The sequence below is a fragment of the Streptomyces sp. NPDC048612 genome (assembly GCF_043199295.1).
GTDB lineage: Bacteria > Actinomycetota > Actinomycetes > Streptomycetales > Streptomycetaceae > Streptomyces.
Genome location: NZ_JBICVV010000014.1, coordinates 34,508 through 53,099, shown reverse-complemented (window position 1 = coordinate 53,099; position 18,592 = coordinate 34,508). Strand labels below are relative to the sequence as shown.

16 protein-coding genes, 1 tRNA gene and 1 pseudogene are annotated in these 18,592 nt (G+C 72.6%); 8 read left to right on the top strand and 10 right to left on the bottom strand.

Going from position 1 to position 18,592, the window contains the following annotated elements:
- Nucleotides 1–34 precede the first annotated feature (34 nt).
- Nucleotides 35–979, bottom strand: a complete 945-nt coding sequence (locus tag ACGFN2_RS21700) for a zinc-binding alcohol dehydrogenase family protein (protein ID WP_393362804.1) — start codon at nucleotides 977–979, stop codon at nucleotides 35–37.
- 138 nt (nucleotides 980–1,117) lie between these two features.
- On the opposite strand from ACGFN2_RS21700, the gene ACGFN2_RS21695 reads away from it, so the two are divergent.
- Complete coding sequence (locus tag ACGFN2_RS21695; RefSeq protein ID WP_393362801.1) at nucleotides 1,118–1,561, top strand: MarR family winged helix-turn-helix transcriptional regulator; 444 nt, start codon at nucleotides 1,118–1,120, stop codon at nucleotides 1,559–1,561.
- Between the two features lie 29 nt (nucleotides 1,562–1,590).
- On the opposite strand, the gene fdhD is transcribed toward ACGFN2_RS21695, so the two are convergent.
- Nucleotides 1,591–2,448, bottom strand: coding sequence for a formate dehydrogenase accessory sulfurtransferase FdhD (gene fdhD / locus ACGFN2_RS21690; RefSeq protein ID WP_393362798.1), 858 nt, complete (start codon nucleotides 2,446–2,448; stop codon nucleotides 1,591–1,593).
- A gap of 774 nt (nucleotides 2,449–3,222) precedes the next feature.
- Between fdhD and ACGFN2_RS21685 the strand changes: the two genes are divergently transcribed.
- Nucleotides 3,223–3,609 carry a chorismate mutase gene (locus tag ACGFN2_RS21685; RefSeq protein WP_362601099.1) on the top strand — a complete coding sequence of 129 codons (387 nt, stop codon included), beginning with the start codon at nucleotides 3,223–3,225 and terminating at the stop codon, nucleotides 3,607–3,609.
- A gap of 375 nt (nucleotides 3,610–3,984) precedes the next feature.
- Nucleotides 3,985–5,580: an aldehyde dehydrogenase family protein gene (locus ACGFN2_RS21680; protein ID WP_362601096.1), complete on the top strand. Its 1,596-nt coding sequence runs from the start codon at nucleotides 3,985–3,987 to the stop codon at nucleotides 5,578–5,580.
- Between the two features lie 21 nt (nucleotides 5,581–5,601).
- Here ACGFN2_RS21680 and ACGFN2_RS21675 read toward each other — a convergent pair whose 3' ends face one another.
- Complete coding sequence (locus ACGFN2_RS21675) at nucleotides 5,602–6,915, bottom strand: DUF2254 domain-containing protein (RefSeq protein WP_362601465.1); 1,314 nt, start codon at nucleotides 6,913–6,915, stop codon at nucleotides 5,602–5,604.
- A 126-nt stretch (nucleotides 6,916–7,041) separates the two neighbouring features.
- Between ACGFN2_RS21675 and ACGFN2_RS21670 the strand changes: the two genes are divergently transcribed.
- The 4 genes and pseudogenes from ACGFN2_RS21670 (at nucleotide 7,042) to ACGFN2_RS21655 (ending at nucleotide 11,604) form a co-directional block, all read left to right on the top strand.
- Nucleotides 7,042–7,126 (top strand) — tRNA-Leu (locus ACGFN2_RS21670).
- 335 nt (nucleotides 7,127–7,461) lie between these two features.
- Nucleotides 7,462–7,572, top strand: a pseudogene (locus ACGFN2_RS21665) (carbohydrate-binding protein); the annotation flags it as partial.
- Nucleotides 7,573–8,293: 721 nt separating this feature from the next.
- The gene (locus tag ACGFN2_RS21660) at nucleotides 8,294–9,274 is read left to right on the top strand and encodes a hypothetical protein (RefSeq protein ID WP_393362794.1); all 981 of its coding nucleotides are present in this window, start codon (nucleotides 8,294–8,296) and stop codon (nucleotides 9,272–9,274) included.
- Nucleotides 9,275–9,381: 107 nt separating this feature from the next.
- Nucleotides 9,382–11,604 carry a condensation domain-containing protein gene (locus ACGFN2_RS21655; RefSeq protein ID WP_393362791.1) on the top strand — a complete coding sequence of 741 codons (2,223 nt, stop codon included), beginning with the start codon at nucleotides 9,382–9,384 and terminating at the stop codon, nucleotides 11,602–11,604.
- 318 nt (nucleotides 11,605–11,922) lie between these two features.
- Here ACGFN2_RS21655 and ACGFN2_RS21650 read toward each other — a convergent pair whose 3' ends face one another.
- From ACGFN2_RS21650 to rfbB, 6 genes are all read right to left on the bottom strand, one after another.
- Nucleotides 11,923–12,141: a hypothetical protein gene (locus tag ACGFN2_RS21650; RefSeq protein WP_393362788.1), complete on the bottom strand. Its 219-nt coding sequence runs from the start codon at nucleotides 12,139–12,141 to the stop codon at nucleotides 11,923–11,925.
- A 17-nt stretch (nucleotides 12,142–12,158) separates the two neighbouring features.
- Nucleotides 12,159–12,410, bottom strand: coding sequence for a PqqD family protein (locus tag ACGFN2_RS21645; RefSeq protein ID WP_393362785.1), 252 nt, complete (start codon nucleotides 12,408–12,410; stop codon nucleotides 12,159–12,161).
- Nucleotides 12,411–12,630: 220 nt separating this feature from the next.
- Nucleotides 12,631–13,629 carry a Gfo/Idh/MocA family protein gene (locus ACGFN2_RS21640; protein ID WP_393362782.1) on the bottom strand — a complete coding sequence of 333 codons (999 nt, stop codon included), beginning with the start codon at nucleotides 13,627–13,629 and terminating at the stop codon, nucleotides 12,631–12,633.
- A complete protein-coding gene (locus ACGFN2_RS21635; protein ID WP_393362779.1) occupies nucleotides 13,608–15,062 on the bottom strand; it encodes an NDP-hexose 2,3-dehydratase family protein in 1,455 nt (484 codons plus the stop codon). Before ACGFN2_RS21635 ends, ACGFN2_RS21640 begins: the two co-directional genes overlap by 22 nt.
- Nucleotides 15,052–15,828, bottom strand: coding sequence for a thioesterase II family protein (locus tag ACGFN2_RS21630; protein WP_393362776.1), 777 nt, complete (start codon nucleotides 15,826–15,828; stop codon nucleotides 15,052–15,054). The genes ACGFN2_RS21635 and ACGFN2_RS21630 overlap by 11 nt, the downstream gene beginning before the upstream one ends.
- Nucleotides 15,829–15,834: 6 nt before the next feature.
- Nucleotides 15,835–16,878, bottom strand: a complete 1,044-nt coding sequence (gene rfbB, locus ACGFN2_RS21625; protein ID WP_393362773.1) for a dTDP-glucose 4,6-dehydratase — start codon at nucleotides 16,876–16,878, stop codon at nucleotides 15,835–15,837.
- A gap of 280 nt (nucleotides 16,879–17,158) precedes the next feature.
- Here rfbB and ACGFN2_RS21620 point away from each other — a divergent pair, with 280 nt between their 5' ends.
- Nucleotides 17,159–17,932, top strand: coding sequence for an NAD-dependent epimerase/dehydratase family protein (locus ACGFN2_RS21620; RefSeq protein ID WP_393362770.1), 774 nt, complete (start codon nucleotides 17,159–17,161; stop codon nucleotides 17,930–17,932).
- On the opposite strand, the gene ACGFN2_RS21615 is transcribed toward ACGFN2_RS21620, so the two are convergent.
- A complete protein-coding gene (locus ACGFN2_RS21615) occupies nucleotides 17,890–18,567 on the bottom strand; it encodes a response regulator (protein WP_393362767.1) in 678 nt (225 codons plus the stop codon). The two genes, ACGFN2_RS21620 and ACGFN2_RS21615, sit on opposite strands and share 43 nt — an antisense overlap.
- Between the last annotated feature and the right edge of the window lie 25 nt (nucleotides 18,568–18,592).

The window sequence follows — 18,592 nt, the reverse complement described above, 5'->3', positions numbered from 1 at the left end:
GGTGCACCGGATGTTCCGTACCGCCCGCCGGGCCTCACGGCCGCAGCACCACCTTGCCGAGGTTGACCCTGGCCTCGATGATCTCGTGGGCCTTCGCGGCCTCCGCCAGCGGCAGTTCGGCATGGACGGCCGCCCGCAGCCGGCCGGCGCCGGACAGCTCCCACAGCCGGGCGTGATGCTCCTCGTACAGCTCCCGGTGGACGGTGGAGAAGTGGCGCATCGTCAGCCCGGTGATGGTCTTGGCGCCCGCCAGCAGCTCATACGCCGGAACCGTGCCGCCGCCCGAGTTGAAGAAGACCAGCCGCCCGCCGGGAGCCAGCGCGGCCAGCGCGCGGGGCAGCAGAGCGCCGCCGACGCCGTCCAGGACGACATCGGCCGGCGCGCCCCAGGACTCCTGGTCGTAGGTCACCACCTCGTCGGCCCCCAGCTCGCGGAGGAACTCCGTCTTGGCGGCCGAGCTGACGGCGGCCACCACCCGCGGCACCCCCTGGAGCTTGGCCAGTTGGACGGCGAGATGCCCGGTGCCGCCGGCCGCGCCGGTGATCAGTACGGATTCGCCGTCCCGCAGTGCGGCGGTACTGAGCGCGGCGAGCGCGACGTGCCCGCTGCGCACCAGCGCCACCGCCGTCACCGCGCCCGCCCCGTCCGGGACCCGGCTCGCCAGGAAGGCGGGCGCGAGGGCGAGTTCGCTGTAGGAGCTGGTGAGGGTGAGGGAGGTGACGCGGTCGCCGAGGGCGAAGCCGGTGACGTCCGGGCCGAGCGCGACGACCGTACCGGCGATCTCACCGCCGGGCGTCCCGGGCAGCGGATCGCCACCGCCGTTGCCGTCGCCCCGTACCCGCCGAACGCACGGCAGGGTGACGCCGATCGCCTCCGTGCGGACGAGGAGTTCCCCCGGACCGGGCACCGGAGCCGCCGCGTCCTCTTCGACGCGCAGCACCTCGGGACCGCCGTAGGCATGGAATCGGACACGGCGCATGGGCGGGCACCTCCGGGTTCGACGGCCGGTGGGCACCGGCCGGATTTCATTGGGTTCCCCAACGATAGCCAGAGTCCATTGGGTCCGCCAATGGTTTTTCATTGGGTGCGCCAATGGATTTCTCGGTACCGTGACCGCATGGCCGACACCCCGTACGCCCCCAGCCGTATCCGCGCGCTCCCCAGCTGGCTGCTGGGCCGCGCCGCCGCCCGCGGGCACCGCCTGGTCGCCGAGGCGCTCGCCGCCGAAGGCCTGCGGATGATGCATCACGCCGTGCTCGCGGCGGTCGCCGAACTCGGCCCGGTCTCGCAGGCGGAACTCGGCCGGACGCTGGCCATCGACCCCAAGGACATGGTCGCGGTCGTCAACGACCTCCAGCGGGACGGACTCGTGACCCGCACCCCCGACCCCGGCGACCGGCGCAAGAATGCCGTCGAGATCTCCGCCGACGGCCGGCGGCGGCTACGCCGCACCCAGCGGCTCGGCGACGAGGCCAACGCGGAGCTGACCGCGGCCCTGACCCCGGCCGAACGCGCGCAGTTGATCGACCTGCTGACCCGGATCGCGCGGCCGGCGGAGTGAGGGGGCCGGCCGGTGCGCGGGCCGCCGCCTCAGCCGGTGGCGGCCGCCGTGTCGTCCAGGGCGAGCCGGTGCTCACCCGCGTACACGTTCATGGAGCTGCCGCGCAGAAAGCCGACCAGGGTCAGTCCGGTCTCGACGGCCAGATCGACGGCGAGCGAGGACGGCGCCGACACCGCGGCCAGCACGGGGATGCCCGCCATCACCGCCTTCTGTGCCAGCTCGAACGACGCCCGGCCGGAGACCATCAGCACACACGAGGACAGTGGCAGCCGCCCCTGCTGCAGCGCCCGTCCGACGATCTTGTCGACGGCGTTGTGCCGCCCCACGTCCTCCCGGATGTCGAGCAGTTCGCCCTCCGCCGTGAACAGCGCCGCGGCATGCAGGCCGCCCGTCCGCTCGAACACCCGCTGGGCGGCCCGCAGTCGGTCGGGGAGGGCGCTCAGCACCTCCGGTGCGATCCGGACCGGGGTGCCGGGGGAGGAGTCCAGGGACCAGCGGGCGGTGGTGCGCACCGCGTCCAGACTCGCCTTGCCGCACAGCCCGCACGACGAGGTCGTGTAGACGTTGCGCTCCAGACTGATGTCCGGGACCGGGACCCCGTCCGTGAGCCGGACGTCGACCACGTTGTAGGAGTTCTGCCCGTCCTCGGTGGCCCCCGCGCAGTAGACGATGTTCGCCAGGTCGCCGGCCTCCGCCAGGACGCCCTCGCTGACGAGGAAGCCGGCGGCGAGCGCGAAGTCGTCGCCGGGGGTGCGCATGGTGATCGCCAGCGGCTTGCCGCCGAGCCGGATCTCCATCGGTTCCTCGGCGACGAGGGTGTCCGGACGGGTGCTCACGGCACCGTCGCGGATGCGGATGACGCGGCGTCGCTCGGTGACCCGTCCCATGTCTGATCAGTCCCCTCCGCACCGGGCCGGCGGCGCCCCGGTGCTGTGTGTGCCGAGGGCCGCAGCGGCCCTTGATGCGGATCGCCGTGAACCACCGGGCCGATGGGGGCGCGGTGACCTTGGCGTTCCCATTCTCCTGCACGAGGCGGGCGGGGCGGTGCGCCGGGGACGGTCGGTGCCCCGCGGTCCGCGAGGCACCTTCTCGCCGGAGTTTTCCCTGTTCGGACGCGGTCCGTACGGCGGGCAGCGGTCCGGATCTCGGGAAAATCGAGGGGCGGTGGAGGGATGGGCGGGGTGCGGGGTGGGTAGGTGCCTGAGCCGGGGCCGGGTCAGGCGCCCGGATCATCCGGGGCCGGCCGACCGCCGCGGCCCGCGAGGTACGGCCCGGTGACGGGATCTGTGGGGGATTCCGCCACCGGGCGTACCGAAGAACCAGCCCGCCCCTTAGGGCAGGACGATGGACTGTCACCCGTACCGGCGACTTCGGCCACCGTCACCAGCGCCGCGCCGAACTCCTCCGCGCCCCGGCCCTGTTCACCCCTTCCGGCCTTCTCGACGCCGCCGCCGCCGTTCGGTCTCCCCTGACCCGGTCGCCTCCGGCCCGGCCGGCCCGGCTCCCTCCGCGTGGCCGAATCCGGATCACTCCGTTCCGATCCGCGAGACCAGCCCGGGCCGTCGGCTGTCGTCCGGGTAATGTGCAGACGATCACGCAGGACGTACCCGAAGCACCCCACCGGACCGGGCACCCGACCGAGCACGAATGGCGAGACGCACATGAGCGAAGGGACAGCACCGGCGGGCGGCGAAGCGGCCTCCGTCGCCGACGAGGCGGCCCGGGAGCGGCTGCTCTACCTGCGCGGCAGCATCGACAACCTCGACGCCGCCCTGGTGCACCTGCTCGCCGAGCGCTTCAAGTGCACCCAGCAGGTCGGCGAACTCAAGGCCCGGCACAGCCTGCCGCCCGCCGACCCGGCCCGGGAGGCCGCGCAGATCGAGCGACTGCGCCGGCTGGCCGAGGACGCCAAGCTGGACCCGGCCTTCGCCGAGAAGTTCCTCAACTTCATCATCGGCGAGGTCGTCCGCCACCACCGGGCGATCGCCGACCGTACGCACGAGGAGACGGCGGAACCGGCACGACCGGCCGGACCCACCGCGGGCTGAGCCCCGTACGCACGACGGACGGCGGGGCACCGCCCGCGCGGCAGCATCCGCGTCCCCGGCACGGCCGGCAGCGACCGGCCGCAGGGAGCAAGGCGCCGGAACGCCCCGGCGGGCGCGCCCGTGCCGCACCCCCGCACGGAGCCGGGCGGCCTGCCGCACGAAGAATGGCGCGGCCCGCCCTTGACCGCCGTACCCCACGGTCGCCTCACCCAGCTGGCCCCGCCGCGGACGCCGAGTGACACTCGCCATACCTGACGCCGGACCGTCCCGCAGTGTCGCCGCGCCCACTACCGTCCAGTAACACGGTTCCTCCGGGAGCCGCACGAGCGCCACCACCCTGCCCCTCCGGCCGTGCACCGAGAGCGGAGACACCTGATGGCCACCACCCCCGCATTCCCCGCCGACCCGGGGCGCAGCGCCCGCCCCGCGCCCGCCCCGACGCTCAGCCTGAAGCCCGGTACGTCCTGGCAGGACGCCTGGCAGCGCAGCCTGGCCGCGGCCCCCGAGGCGTTCCGCGACGACCAGGCCCTCAACCTCTGGGGTGCCGCCTGGCATCCGGACGGTCACCCGCTGCCCGCCACCAGCCCCGTCGACGGCAGTCCCGTCGCCGGTCCGCCCCGGCTCGACGCGGACGCCGCGCTGCACGCCGTACGCGCCTCCCTCGACCAGCACCGGGAGTGGCGCCACGTCCCGCTGACCGAACGCAAGGCCCGGATCTCGGCCACTCTCGACGCGCTGACCGAGCACCGCGAACTGCTCGCCCTCCTCCTCGTCTGGGAGATCGGCAAGCCCTGGAAGCTGGCACAGGCGGACGTCGACCGGGCCATCGACGGGGTCCGCTGGTACGTCTCCGAGATCGACCGGATGCTGGTCGACCGGTCGCCGCTGCCCGGCCCGGTGAGCAACATCGCGAGCTGGAACTACCCGATGTCCGTCCTGATCCACGCCATGCTGGTGCAGGCGCTGGCCGGCAATGCGGTGATCGCCAAGACCCCCACCGACGGCGGGCTGGTCTGTCTCACCGTCGCCTGCGCCCTGGCCGCCCGGGAAGGCGTCCCGGCCACCCTCGTCAGCGGCAGCGGCAGTGAACTCTCGCCCTCCCTGGTCCGCTCCCCGGAGATCGGCTGTGTCTCCTTCGTCGGCGGCCGGGACACCGGCGCCCGGGTCGCCACCGCCGTCGCCGACCTCGGCAAACGCCACGTCCTCGAACAGGAGGGCCTCAACACCTGGGGCATCTGGAACTTCACCGACTGGCAGGCCCTGACGCCGCTGCTCCGCAAGACCTTCGATTACGCCAAGCAGCGCTGCACCGCCTACCCCCGCTTCGTCGTCCAGCGCGAGGCCTTCGCCGACTTCCTCGCCACCTACCTCCCCGCCGTCCGCAGCGTCCGTTTCGGACACCCGCTGGCCGTCGCCGACCCCGCCGATCCGCTGCCCGAACTCGACTTCGGCCCGCTGATCAACGCCGCCAAGGCCAAGGAACTCGCCGATCTCACCACCGAGGCGATCTCCCGGGGCGCGGTCCCGCTGCACCGCGGCAGTCTGGCGGATGGGCACTTCCTGCCGTCCCAGGACACCTCGGCCTACTTCCCGCCGACGACGCTGCTGGCCCCGCCGCCGTCCTCCCCGCTGCATCACGCCGAGCCCTTCGGCCCCGTCGACACCCTCGTCCTGGTCGACACCGAGGCGGAACTCCTCGCCGCCATGAACGCCAGCAACGGCGCCCTGGTCGCCAGCCTCTCCTGCGACGACGAGGAAGCCTACGACCGCCTCGCACCGCAGATCCGCGCCTTCAAGGTCGGCCATAACAAGCCCCGTTCCCGGGGCGACCGGGACGAGCTGTTCGGCGGCTTCGGCAACTCCTGGAGCGGTGCGTTCGTCGGCGGCGAACTCCTCGTCCGCGCGGTCACCGAGGGCCCGCCGTCCGAACGCCTCCCGGGCAACTTCCCCGACTACCACCTGATGCCGTAGCCAGGGCCCGGACCGGCTGCCCTAGCCGATCCCCTGCCGGTCGGGGGACGAGGCGAACCGCCGGTCCGGGGCCGCCGGTACCGCACGCTCCACCGCCTGGAGCAGGAGGGTGCGGTGCCGCACCAGCGGCTCCCGCCGCGGCTCCGGTGCGAGCCGCAGCAGATCGTCGATCCCGGCCAGCATCCGCCGGGTGACCTGCGGACTGTGCGAGGCCGCCGCCCGGATCTCGGTCAGCCCCAGGTCCACCAGATCGGTCCAGGCCGGAACGTTCTGCACCAGCCGCACCGCACCCCGGCGGTCCCGGTGCTGCACCGCCCCGAGCGGCCGCCCCGCCACCGCCGCGAGAATCTGCACGATCCGGTCCAGGCACTGCACGGCCGTCGTCGGATCGTTCACCGCCGGCGACAGCGCCCGCAGCGCGATGTCCGACAACTGCCGCAGCCCCAGCCCGAGATCCTGGTGAAAGGTGCGCTCCACCCCCACCGACACCGTGCGCCGCAGCGCCCACCGGGGCGGTGCCGTCCCGCCGTGCACCGCCAGCACCGGCGTCCCCGGCAGCACGAAGTCCCCGACCCGCGGCAGCAGCCGCAGCACCACCCCCTGCCGCCGCGCCACCCGCACCAGCCGCGCCACATGTACATCCAGGACGACCCCGGCCCGGCCGGTGTGCGCGACGCGGACCGTCTCGGGCGCCAGGGAGCCCCCGTCCTCCGGCTCCTCCCCGCCGGTGCCCTGCCGGGCCAGCATCCGCAGGTTCTCCCGGGTGATCCGGTCGACCACCGGCCCCACCTGCATCAGCCGCAGCGTGGCCGACACATACGCGATGAACAGCAGCAGGCTGAGCCCCACCAGCACCATCGTCAGCAGGTTCTGCACCACGGGCACCGAGGTGATCTGCCGGACGTTGGTCTCGCTCTCGTACGAGGTGAGCACCAGCAGCGAGAACAGGAAGGTCGCCAGGAAGACGGTGAGCGTGATCTTGCTGATCCGGCTCCGGACGAAGATCCGCACCACCCGCGGGGTGAGCTGACCGCTGGCCATCTGCACCGCGACCAGCGAAATGCTGAAGACCACACCGATGAAGGTCATCATCGCCGAGCTGATCGTGGTCACGATCGTCCTGGTGTCCTCGGCGATCGACACCAGCTCCCGGACCGCCGCGTACTCCTTCTCCCGCTGCAGCAGCGCGACGATCTCAAGGTCGATCGTCGACGCCCCCCACCACAGCAGCACCGCACCCAGCAGCCCCGCCGACGGCGCGAACCAGAACGTGTCCCGCAGATGCTCCCGCAGCGGCGACAGCGCACGTGGCCTGCGCGGACCGGCACGATGCACGACATGCCCCTCATTGCCCATAAATCGAGGTTATGTGGGCGACGGATACGCAGGTGAAGGGCACTCCGAAAGCTTGGTATTGTTGTCCATGTCGCCGCGGGGAACGCCCCGCGACGATCACACCTAGTCCGGGTGGCGGAATGGCAGACGCGCTAGCTTGAGGTGCTAGTGCCCTTTATCGGGCGTGGGGGTTCAAGTCCCCCCTCGGACACCGACTGGTAGCCCGTGTGTTGCCGGAAAGTGCTGGTTGAGGTTTATCTCAACCAGCACTTTGTGTTTTCCGGAGTCGTAGGTGAGCTGCCGGACACCTCACCCGCCCTCCGTCACCCCCGTACTGCCGGGCGCCCCACCGCAGCTCGCCCGCAGTCGGTACGGGCTCCCGGCGTGTTTTCCCGGGGCTGTCGGCGGTACGCCCTGCCGTGGTGTGCCACTCCCGCCGGGGACCGGCCCCGGCTGCGCCCTATGTTCGACCGGCTGTACGGCTGGGTGGTCGGCGTCCTGGTCGTGGCCTTGTCGGTCACCGGTGGCAGCTACCTACCCGACGGTGTCACCAAGGTCCGCTTCACCATCGAGTCGGCCTACGGTGCCTCCGCGAGCAAGCAGGTAGCCATCGCCGAAATCGAATTCTTCGGCCGCTCCGGGAGCAACCACTCCTGACCGAGCGACCCGGGCCCGCTAACCACACGGCTCCCCTCGGCGGTGCGCAGGGTCTGCGCGGCATGGATGCAGCATGGATGACGAGTCGCCCGCTGCGGCGGGACGGCAGGGCACGCGGAAAGTGGAGAGTGGCGCTGCCGGTGCTGTGCAGTTCACGCAGCGTTCTCCGGTTCGGGCCGGGGCTGTGCGGTCGGGGGCGTACGGCCCGGGTGCGCTCGGTGACCTTTTCGATGTCGATCCCGCCACCGGTGCCCTGACGGTGGTCGCGCGGGGTTCCGGTCGTGCTCCTCGCGTTCCTCGTGGCCGAGTTGGGTGCAGATGACCAGGTCGCGTGAGGTGTGGTCGGGCCACTGGTCATGGATCAGATGCGAGCCGCCCGCTTGCCGCCCGGACCGGCAGCGTCGCTCCGGGTATCCGGTGGTGCGGCGGGTGTTGGGGACGGTGCAGCGCCGGTCCTGCCCGACGTTTCGCCGACTACGGTCCTGCGCACCCAACTGGCCTCCCGGCTGAGAGCCGCTGGGGGAGCGCTCCAGGGCCGCTGGAGGAAAACGCGCATGTCGCGGGCGTGTGACTACCGTTGTGAACAGGGCGTGGACGTCGCGGCGAGGAGACCGCCGGGAAGCATCGGACCGGCGTGCAGGGGCGCCGCCGGGCACCTCCGTATGGCGGTGCCGTGCAGAGTGTTCCGCCGTGTGAGAAGGGGGAGGGGCCACGCCCCCGGATGTCGATAACCGACGACCGTGCCGCCGCCGACCGCTTGGCTGATGCGCCGATGACCGTGGTCATCGACCCGGGGACGCCGCCCTACCGCACTCCGCCCACACTGGAGGTGCGTGGCCCCCTGACCGCCGGCCGTGTGGCGGCGGCCCTCGACCACGCCGCGTCGCGCACCCACGGTGGCCGGCCCTGGCCCCATCGTCTGCAGCGGCTGGGACCCGGCCACCACCTGTTGCACGTGGAGCCGCAGTCGGCAGCTGCGGCGGACGACCCGGACGAGCGTTCCGCCGCCTTCCCGGCCGGTCTCGTCGCGGACCTGCTCACCGCCTGTGACAGGCCGGCCGTCCCGCTCGGGCCGGCCCAGCGCGATCTGCTCCGGCGCCGCCGCGCCGAGCCCGACGGCCGCCCCCACTGGAGGGCGCTGAACGCGAGGGAGCCGTTCGACCCGGCCGCGGTCGACGAGGCACTGTGGGCGCTGGCCCGGGCCCACCCGTTGCTCGGCGCCCGGATCGACACCGCCGGCGACGGCGGCATCCATGTCGCGCCGCCGGTGTACGAAGCCTCGTGCACCGTCGCCGACGGAGTCGCCCGGGCGCGTGAGCGGGAGGCCGTCATGGCCGCGAGCCGCCGCCTGGACCCCGTCACCGGCCGCACGCTGTGCGCCGTTCTGCTGCGCGGGCGGCGCAGGCTGGTGGTGGCCCACGAACTTCTCGTCGACCAGCTCTCGTTGGATGTCCTCACGGCCGACCTGCGGGCTGCTCTGGCCCGGCCGGAGGAGGAACTCGCGGTTGAGGACGTGCGGTACCCGGACTGGGCCGCCGCGCTGCCTACGACGGGCTCGGACCCCCACGAGAGCGACCGCCGGCGCGCCGTCGCCGAAGGACGCGCCGCAGCCCGTGCCTTCCGCCCCGGCGCCCCCTCCCGGACGGTGCTCCGCACCGTCACCCCGGCTTCACGCTCGGCCGTGCGGCGACGGAGCGGCTGAGCGGAGCCCTGCCCCGGCGCTTCGGGCTCAGCCCGGTCCAACTGCTCAGCGGCGCGCTGGGGCTGGCCCTGATCCGGTGGCGCGGCACCGAGTGCGCCTCCTTCGACGTGTGCACCGACGGGCGGCAGGGCAGTCCCGCCCTGGCCCGTACGGTCGGGCCGTTCGCCGAGACCGAGCCCGTACTGCTTCCAGGCACACCGGACGACACCGCCCGGGAGTTCCTCGGCCGGGTCGCCGGGTCCCTCGCCGACGTGGGATGCGCCGTGTTCAGCGCGTGCCGCGAGTACACGCCCGACCCGGCGCTCCGGCTCGCCATGCGCGAACTCGTCCCGGTCCTGGTGCGTTTCACCCCCGATGCGGACGTCCGTACCGCCCCCCGGCCGGACCGGGCCGTCGTCCCGTACGCGCTCGACATCGTCGCGTGGGTGCGCGGACGCCGGCTGCGCGTCGGGCTCGACTGGCTGCCCGCCGTCCACGACGGCATCACCGAGGAGTCCGTCGGACGGCTCCTGTCCCTGACCAAGGACGTCCTCCAGGAGCTGGCGGGAGGACCCGACGCGGTGCCCTCCGCGGCGAGCACGGTCGCGGCGAGCCCGCTGCAGCGTGCACTCCTCGCCGACGCCGACGCGCACCCCGGAACCGGACGGCAGATCGAGCAGCTCCGCTGGGTCTGGCACGGCCCGCTGGACATCGCCCGGTTCACGGCCGCCTGGCAGTCGGTCTTCGACCGGGAGGCCGTGCTGCGGGCCGCCTTCGACCACCGCCCGGAGCCCCGGATCACCCTTCACGACCGTGTCGTTCCCGATGTGGTGCGCAGGGCCCACGCGGGTGCGCGCTGGTCCGAAGCCCTCGCCGACGACCGCTGGCGCGGGCTCGACCCGCGGTCACCCGGGCCGCTGCGGGTCACGCTGTTCGACGGTCCGCCCGACGACGGTACGAGCCCGCCGAGCACGCGCGTGCTGCTCACCTATCACCAGGCTCTGCTCGACACCTGGAGCGTGCGCCTGCTCCTCGCGGAGTTCTACCGCGCCTATCTGGCGGACGGCACGCTCCCGGGCGGCGACCGGCGTCCTGACCTACGCGACTACGCGCACTGGATCGAGGCCCAGGACCTCGCTCCCGCACGGGACTTCTGGCAGCGGGCCGCGCCCCGACCGGATGCCGCGTCGTCGGTGACAGCCTGCACCTCGGCGTGGCCCGCCGCCGAGGCGACGGGCCACGGACGGGCCCGGGTGCGGCTCACCTCTTCCGAGGCGGCCCGCCTGAGTGCCTGGGCCGGCCGGTGGGGCGCCACCGTGAGCGGTGCGCTGCAGGCCGCCTGGGCGCTCATGCTGTTCCGGGCGGCCGGGGCGGGGGATCCGATGCCGGTGCGGTTCAGCGTCGCGGTCTCCGGGCGGGGCATCCCGCTCGACGGCGTCGAGCGCCTGCCCGGTGCGCTGTGTAACCCGCTGCCCGTCTCGGTCGAGGTCGACCCGGCGGCCACCGTGCCCGAACTGCTGGCCGGCCTGCGCGACCAGGCCATCGACCTGGCGTCGTACGAATGGGTCTCGGCCGGTCAGATCGACGGCTGGGCGGGGGGCATGCGATGCCCGTCCGGGGCGGCTGGACAAACCGCCGACAGCCTGCTCGTCTTCGAGAGCAGCCTCGGCCCTCTGGACCGGCTGGCGCCCTCGCTCGCCGCGCAAGGCATCCGCATGGAGCTCCCCGAGACCACGGGCGCCGCGACCGCCTTCCCGGTCACCCTCTTCGCGCACCACGACGAGGCGGGCGGCCTGGTCCTTTCGGTGAACTCCGACCGCACCAGGCCGACGGACGCCACCGGACTGCTGGCCCGCTGCGCCGATCTGCTGCGGGAACTCCCGGACAGGGCCGACGAGTCGACGCCCATCGCCGGGGGCCTCGACGCATTCCCGGCAGCGGCGGCCCCTTGGCCCGCCTTCGTCACCCTGCGCCCCGGGGCGGGCGGCGTTGTGTGCCTGGTGCCCTCTCCCGGCGTTCCGCGGTCCTGGTACGCACTGCTGTCCCGGCTGTACACGGGACCCGAGTCAGTGGTGCTGCTGCGGCGGTCACCGGACGGAGTCCAGGCCTGGTACGAGGCACTGCGGGACCTGGCCGGCGCAGGGAAACCGCTGGTGCTCGGCGCATACTCAGGCGGAGGCGCCGGTGCCTACGAGACGGCTCGGCTCCTGGCGGCGGACGGCCACCGTCCACCGCTAGTGGTGCTGTCGGCCGACACCGGTACCGGCGAGGCCGTGCGCGGCCTCGCGCGACTTCTCGACGCGGCGGCCCGGCGTCCCGCGGCAGGTGAGGAGCGCTGGAGGAGCGTTTGAGAGCACGCCTCGCCCCGCAGGGATGGGTCCTGGCGCTGACCACCCTCCAGACCTACATACTCCAGCTGCGGCGGAGGCTGGGCGCGGCCATGGGACCCGGCTCACCGACGGGAGCCAAGGACGTCCTCGCCACCCCGTCGTTGCCCTCGGCGGCCTGGGCGGCGGCGGTCCTCAGTACGCCGACCGCCCAGTGTCCGGCGGATCCGCCGGAGACGAGGTGCCGGGCGACGACGACGGGATCGGTGCCCCGGTGCTGCAGTGCCCGGGCCGCCGCGCGGTGCGGCGGGCCCGGTCGGCGGCCGTCAGCAGTGCGGTGTCTCAACGGGAGAGGCAGCTCAGTGCGGCCTGGGCGAAGGCCGGACCGGCGAGTTCGGCTTCAGCCGCACGGGACTGGTCCACGACGATCACGACGGGACGCTGCCGGGCAAGGCCGAGGAGTTCGGCACAGACCGCATGCAGAACACGTGCCCCGGCGCCCTGCGAGGCAGGCTCGGGGGAGTGGCCGGCGGTGGCGAGGTCGGAGGAAAGAGGGGACACGCCGGTGCCGAAGTACGTCAGGGAACATGGTGGGCCAGTCCCGCGTCGCGCAGCTCCTCCAGCCAGGTGTCCAGGTCGGCGCGGGTTTTCCCGGGTGCCGTGCCCCACAGGGAGGCGAGCATGCGGGCCGCGGCGGCGGGATCTCCGTCGTGCTGGCGCAGGGCGATCCACATGGCCGTGCAGACGGGGGAGCAGAGGTAGCGCCTGGGCCGGACCACCGAATCCACCTGCAGTTCCAGGAACCCGTTCCCGTCGATACTGACGCTCACTTCTGGCACCGGTTGAACACGCACACTTACCTCCTGTGGCAGACATGCGCCGAAGCCGTGCTGCAATGCGGTGCCGGACACCTGACGGTAGGGCGGAGCACGGCCGGGATCCAGGCCGCGGAGCAGGCTCCGGGGCCGCGGACGACGGCGACCCCTACGCCGGCGGGCCGGATAGCCGGAGACAGGGGGTGCGCACGGCGTCGACCGCGTACGGGCCCGCTTACACCGTGAACCGCGTCGCCCGGCCCCGCACCTCGTCCAGCAGCCGTGCCTGCGCCAGCGACTCCTCCTCCAACAGGGGGAGTTCGCTGCCGCGCACGGCGTCCCGGAACGAGGTGAGCATCGACGTGAAGTGGTCCTCGGGCTCGACGGTGATCTCCGAGTGTTCCGTGCCCACGGACAGGCGCAGCACCGGACGGTGCGGGGGGGCCGTTGTGTAGACGTGGTCGACGGCCAGTGTTCCCGCACTGCCCTGGATCTCGTACCAGGAGCGGTAGTGGTGTTCCATGCCGAACCGGACCTGGGCGCTCGTCCCGTCCGCCGCGGCGAGCAGTGCGGCACCCGCGACGTCGACCCCGTACCGCTCGTCGACGCGCAGCACCGCCCCGGCCACCGAAAGCCCGGTGCCGAGGAAGCGCAGGGCGGCGCGCAGCGGGTAGACGCCGTTGTCGAGCAGCGCGCCGCCACCGAGTTCGGGGTCGTAGCGGCTGTCGCCCGCCGACCGCGGCGGGATGGTGAAGGCCGCCGACACCGTGCGTACGGTCCCGAGCACCCCCGACGTCAGGAGCTCGGCCACCCGACGGTGCTGGCGGTGATGCAGGAACATGAAGTTCTCCCGCAGCACGAGGTTGGCGCCGCGAGCCGCGGCGAACAGCCGGTCGGCGTCCGCCGTGCAGGCCGCCAGTGGCTTCTCCACCAGCACGTGCTTGCCCGCGGCCAGCGCCCGCTCGGCCCATCGGGCGTGCAGCAGCGTGGGCAGGCATACGTAGACCGCGTCCACGTCCTCGTGCATCAGCAGCTTCTCGTACGAGTCCAGGGGCTCACCGCCGAAGCGTTCGGTGAACGCGGCTGCCCGCCCCGCGTCGCGGCTCGCCACACAGGCGAGTTCCAGCCCTTCGGTCTCCAGCAGCGCCGGCAGGGTGCGGCGGGACGCGATGTCGGCGCAGCCGAGCACCCCCATGCGCACCGGCCCGGCCATCAGTACAGCGTGTGGGCGCACACGACGAGCGTGCGCAGCTCCACACCCAGGTAGTTGCCGTGCGCCAGCAGCTCGGTGAGCTGGGCCAGGGTTAGCCACAGGTAGTCCTCCGGGGTCTCCTCGGGGAAGTCGTCGGGGACGCGGACGATCGAGTACCGATTCTGCGCGTGGTAGAAACGGCCGCCCTCCTCGGACTGGACCGTGTCATAGCACACCCGCCCGGTGGGCGCCGAGACGACGTCGGTCAGGTAGGGCGGTGCGGGCTCGGCGTCCGGGCCGGCGTGGTCGGCGGGGCGGCAGTGCACGGTCGGTGCCAGTTCGGCGACGTTGAGCGTGCCGACGTCGACGCGGGCCTGCACCAAGGCGTGCAGTGTGCCGCCGATCTCCTTGACCAGGAGCGCCATCAGGCCCGGCACCTGAGGCTGGATCAGTGGCTGGGACCAAGAGCTCACCTCGCGGTTGCCCGCCGTGATGTCGGCACCCATCACCCGGAAGCGCCGACCGCTGGTGTGCGCGATCTCGTGCTCGTCGTGCCGCCAGCCGTCCGTGACAACCTCGTGGAGCGGTACCAGGCGGCGCACCAGCTCGCGCTGCGCGCGTACCCCGGTCAGCCAGCTGCCGAACTCGGCCTCGGTGTGGCGGGGCCGGGCCTCGGAGTCGTAGAAGGAGCGCAGGACGTCACCGCCCGGCGCGCCGGGCGCACCGCCCGCCGTGGGCAGGCAGGCCAGGATGGACCGGGAGTCCATGTTGACGAGATTGTCCCGGAGCAGCAGGGTCCGCAGCTGTCCGAAGGTGAACCAGCGGAAGTCCTCGCCGACTTCGATGTCGTCGTCCGGGGCGATCTCCACGACCATGTTGCGATTGCGTTTGGCCAGGAACCAGTCGGCCTGCTCGGACTGGAGCACGTCGACCAGGACCCGCGCCCGGCCTCGCGACAGGAAGAGAGCCAGATGAGGGATGCCGCGGCCGCGGTGCACACCCGTGAAGTTGGAACGGGTGGCCTGCACGGTCGGGGACAGCTGGACGGTGTTGACGTTGCCGGGTTCCATCTTGGCCTGCATCAGGAAATGCAGTACACCGTCGATCTCGCGGGCGACGATGCCCAGCATCCCGATCTCCGGCTGCACGATGATGGGCTGACACCGTTCGCCACCGGCCGTGGCGTCGCTGCGTGCCCGCAGGCCCTCGACGGAGAAGAACCTGCCGGACTCGTGGCGCAGATTGCCGTCCGCCGGGCCGAAGGACCAGCCGCGCAGCTGACCGAAGGGAACCGGCCGGACCTGGAAGCGTCCTGCGCTCGCCCGCTCGTCCAGCCACTCCTGGACACGGGCGACGGGCATCGGCGGGCTGTCGGGGACACGGGCGGAGGCCAACAGCCTGCGGGCGGTGACCGTCCGGTCAGCCGTGAGCAGGGGCCGCGGCGCGAGGGCGCCGTCCGGGGTTTCAGCAGGCATGGCCGAGCGCCTCCTCGACGATCCGGCATACCTGGTCGTGGTGGTCGTTGAGATAGAAGTGACCGCCCGGCAGCACGTGCAGGTCGAAGCCGTCGGTGCCGGCGAGGGTCTGCCAGGCACGCGCGTCGGCGACTGGCACATGGGGGTCGCTGTCCCCGGTGAGCACCGTCAGCGGAACGGTGAGGGCCGGTTCGGGGCGGTGGCGGTAGCCCTCGGCCATCCGGGCGTCGTTGCGCAGCGCGGGCAGCACCATGTCCAGCAGTTCGCTGTCCTGCAGCAGCCGGGGGTCGCAACCCTGCATCCGGGCGACCTCGGCCACCAGGGCCGCGTCGTCGCGCAGATGCGCCATGGCATGGCGTGGCCGGGTGGGGGAGCGGCGCCCCGACACGAAGAGACGGGCAGGCGACCGCCCGTCCTCGGCGCTCAGGCGGCGCGCCGTCTCGTAGGCGAGGGTGGCGCCCAGGCTGTGCCCGAACAGCGCGTACGGGCGGTCCGCCGACACACGCAGCGCCGGCACCAGGGCGTCGACGACTTCGTCGACGCTCTCCAGGAACGGCTCGTTGCGGCGGTCCTGACGCCCCGGGTACTGCACCGCGATCGCCTCGACGGCAGGCGAGAGCCGTCGGGCGACCGAGAGGTACGCGGAGGCCGAGGCGCCCGCGTGCGGGAAGCAGAAGAGGCGTACGGCGGCGGTGTCGTCGGGCCGGTAACGGCGCAGCCACGAGGACGCGGCATCCTGCGGTGCGCATGCGCCGCGGGCGTTCACTTCGGCTCAACTCCTCGTGAGGTGATGGTCGGCGGGGCCGGAGCCCGACGGCGAGGCGGGCCGGAGGCGGGCCGCCGTCGCTGCCTTCAGCGGTTCCCACCACCGGCGGTTGTCGCGATACCAGCGCACCGTCGCGGCCAGGCCCCGGTCGAAAGGGACCAGCGGCTCGTACCCCAGCTCGGCGGAGATCTTGGAGATGTCCACCGAGTAACGCCTGTCGTGAGCCGCGCGATCCGCGACGGTACGGATCCACGAGGCGTCCCGGCCGGTCAGCTCCAGGAGTCGGCCGACGAGTTGACGATTGGTCAGCTCGGTGCCGCCGCCGATGTTGTAGACCTCGCCCGCCCGGCCCTTGACCGCGACGAGCGCGATGCCCCGGCAGTGGTCGTCGACGTGCAGCCAGTCACGGCTGTTGCCGCCGTCCCCGTACAGCGGTATCGGGACGCCGTCGATCAGATGGGTGGTGAACAGCGGGACGGCCTTCTCCGGGTGCTGGTACGGCCCGTAGTTGTTGGAACAGCGCGTCACCCGTACGTCCAGACCGTGCGTGCGGTGGAAGGCCAGCGCGAGCAGGTCCGAGGAAGCCTTCGAGGCGGAGTAGGGCGAGTTGGGCTCCAGAGGATGGTCCTCGGGCCAGGAACCCTCGTCGATCGAGCCGTACACCTCGTCCGTCGACACGTGCACGAAGCGGCCGACACCCGCGTCGGCCGCCGCCTGCAGCAGCATCTGTGTGCCCAGTACGTTCGTCGTCACGAACGCCGAGGAGTCGGCGATGGAGCGGTCGACGTGCGACTCGGCGGCGAAGTGCACCACCAGATCCGTGCCACGCATCAGTCGGGCCACCAGCGGGCCGTCGCAGATGTCACCCCGCACGAACTTCAGGCGCCGGTCGTCCACCACGGGGGCGAGGTTGGCCCGGTTCCCGGCGTAGGTGAGCTTGTCGAGCACCACGGTGGCCGCGCCGGCCAGATCCGGATACGCACGGGACAACAGCTGTCGGACGAAGCACGAGCCGATGAAGCCCGCGCCTCCGGTCACCAGCACACGCATCGTGACGGGCCTTTCGCAAAGGGGTCGGGAAAGGGGGCCGGGTGGGGCTGTGCGCCGGGCGACGGCCGCCGTTGTCCGCCCGCGCACCGCGACCAGCGTGCGCACGGCACCTAGGGCAGCGGTCGAGCAACGGCGGACCCGGCTCGGACCGCCGACAGGGAATTCCACCGTTCCTCGAACCGCCCTCCGGCGGTCTTCCGGCGGCGGCCGCGATCATCGGGACGGCTTCGCGCACATTGGTGAGGGACCGTGGCCGGGTACACCACGACAGGGACGAGCCATGGACATCATCGGAGGGGGCTTCATCGCCCGGAACCTGCACCCGGTGGCCCACCGTCACCCGGACACCGTGGCCGTAGCCGCCGGGGTCTCCTGGACCAGCCAGAGCTCCGCTGCCGACTTCGCGCGCGAGGGCGAGCTACTGGACGAGACGGCCCACCGCTGCCGGGCCGAAGGACGCCGTCTGATCTTCTTCTCCACCGCGTCCGCCGCGATGTACGGAGCCGTGGACGGCCCGGCACGCGAGGGCGACCCCGTCCGCCCGTGCAACCCGTACGGTGTGCACAAGCTCGCTCTGGAGACCCGTCTGAAGGAGTCCGGCGCCCGTCACCTGATCCTGCGCCTGGGGCACCTCGTGGGCCCCGCGCAGCCCCCGCACCAGCTCGTTCCCGCCCTCGTGGCGCAGATCGGGCAGGGTACGATCCGCATCCACCGCGGGGCCGTCCGCGACCTGATCCACGTCGAGGACGCCGTCACTCTCATCGACCGCCTGCTCGGCCAGGACCTCGACGGCGAGACCGTCAACGTGGCCTCCGGACACGCCGCCTCCGTCACCGACATCGTCGACCACCTTGCGCACCGCCTCGGCGTGATGCCGCACCGGCAGTTCCTGGACGTCGCGCACCAGGGCGGCGCCCGGCACACCGTCGCCACCCAGAAGCTGCGCGCCCTGGTCCCCGAGGCCGCGCGCATGGGCTTCGGTCCCGGCTACCACCGCCTGGTCCTGGACCGCTACCTCGGCTTTGTCGGCGCACCGCCCGAACCCGTGCCGTGAAGATAGGCGAGGACGGCCAGCACCCTGCGGTTGCCGTCGTCGGACGCGCTGATGCCCAGCTTCCCGAAGATGCTCGTGGTGTGCTTGCTGATCGCCCCTTCGCTCAGGAACAGCCGCTGCGCGATCGCCGCGTTGGACCGGCCCTCCGCCATCAGCGCCAGCACCTCCCGCTCGCGGGGCGTGAGTGCCGCGAACGGCGCCTGGTGCGGGGACGAGGCCAGCAGTTTCGCGATCACGTCCGGATCCATCGCCGTACCGCCCCCGGCCACGCGGCGCACGGCATCCACGAACTGATCGCCGTTGAGCACCCGGTCCTTGAGCAGATAGCCGACCGCACCTGTCCCGTCCGCCAGCAGCTCGCGCGCGTACAACTGCTCCACGTGCTGCGACAGGACGAGCACCGGCAGGCCCGGCGTCTCCCTGCGGGCTGCCAGGGCCGCCTGCAGGCCCTCGTCGGTGAACGTCGGCGGCAGCCGTACGTCGACGATCGCCACGTCCGGCGCGTGCTCGCGCAGTGCGTCGCGCAGTTCCTCCCCGGTCTCCACCGCCGCGACCACGTCCATGCCCCGCACCGTGAGCATGTGGGTCAGGCCCTCGCGCAGCAGATGCAGGTCTTCGGCCAGGACGATTCGCAAGAGGGCTCCGTCGCTAAGGGGTCTG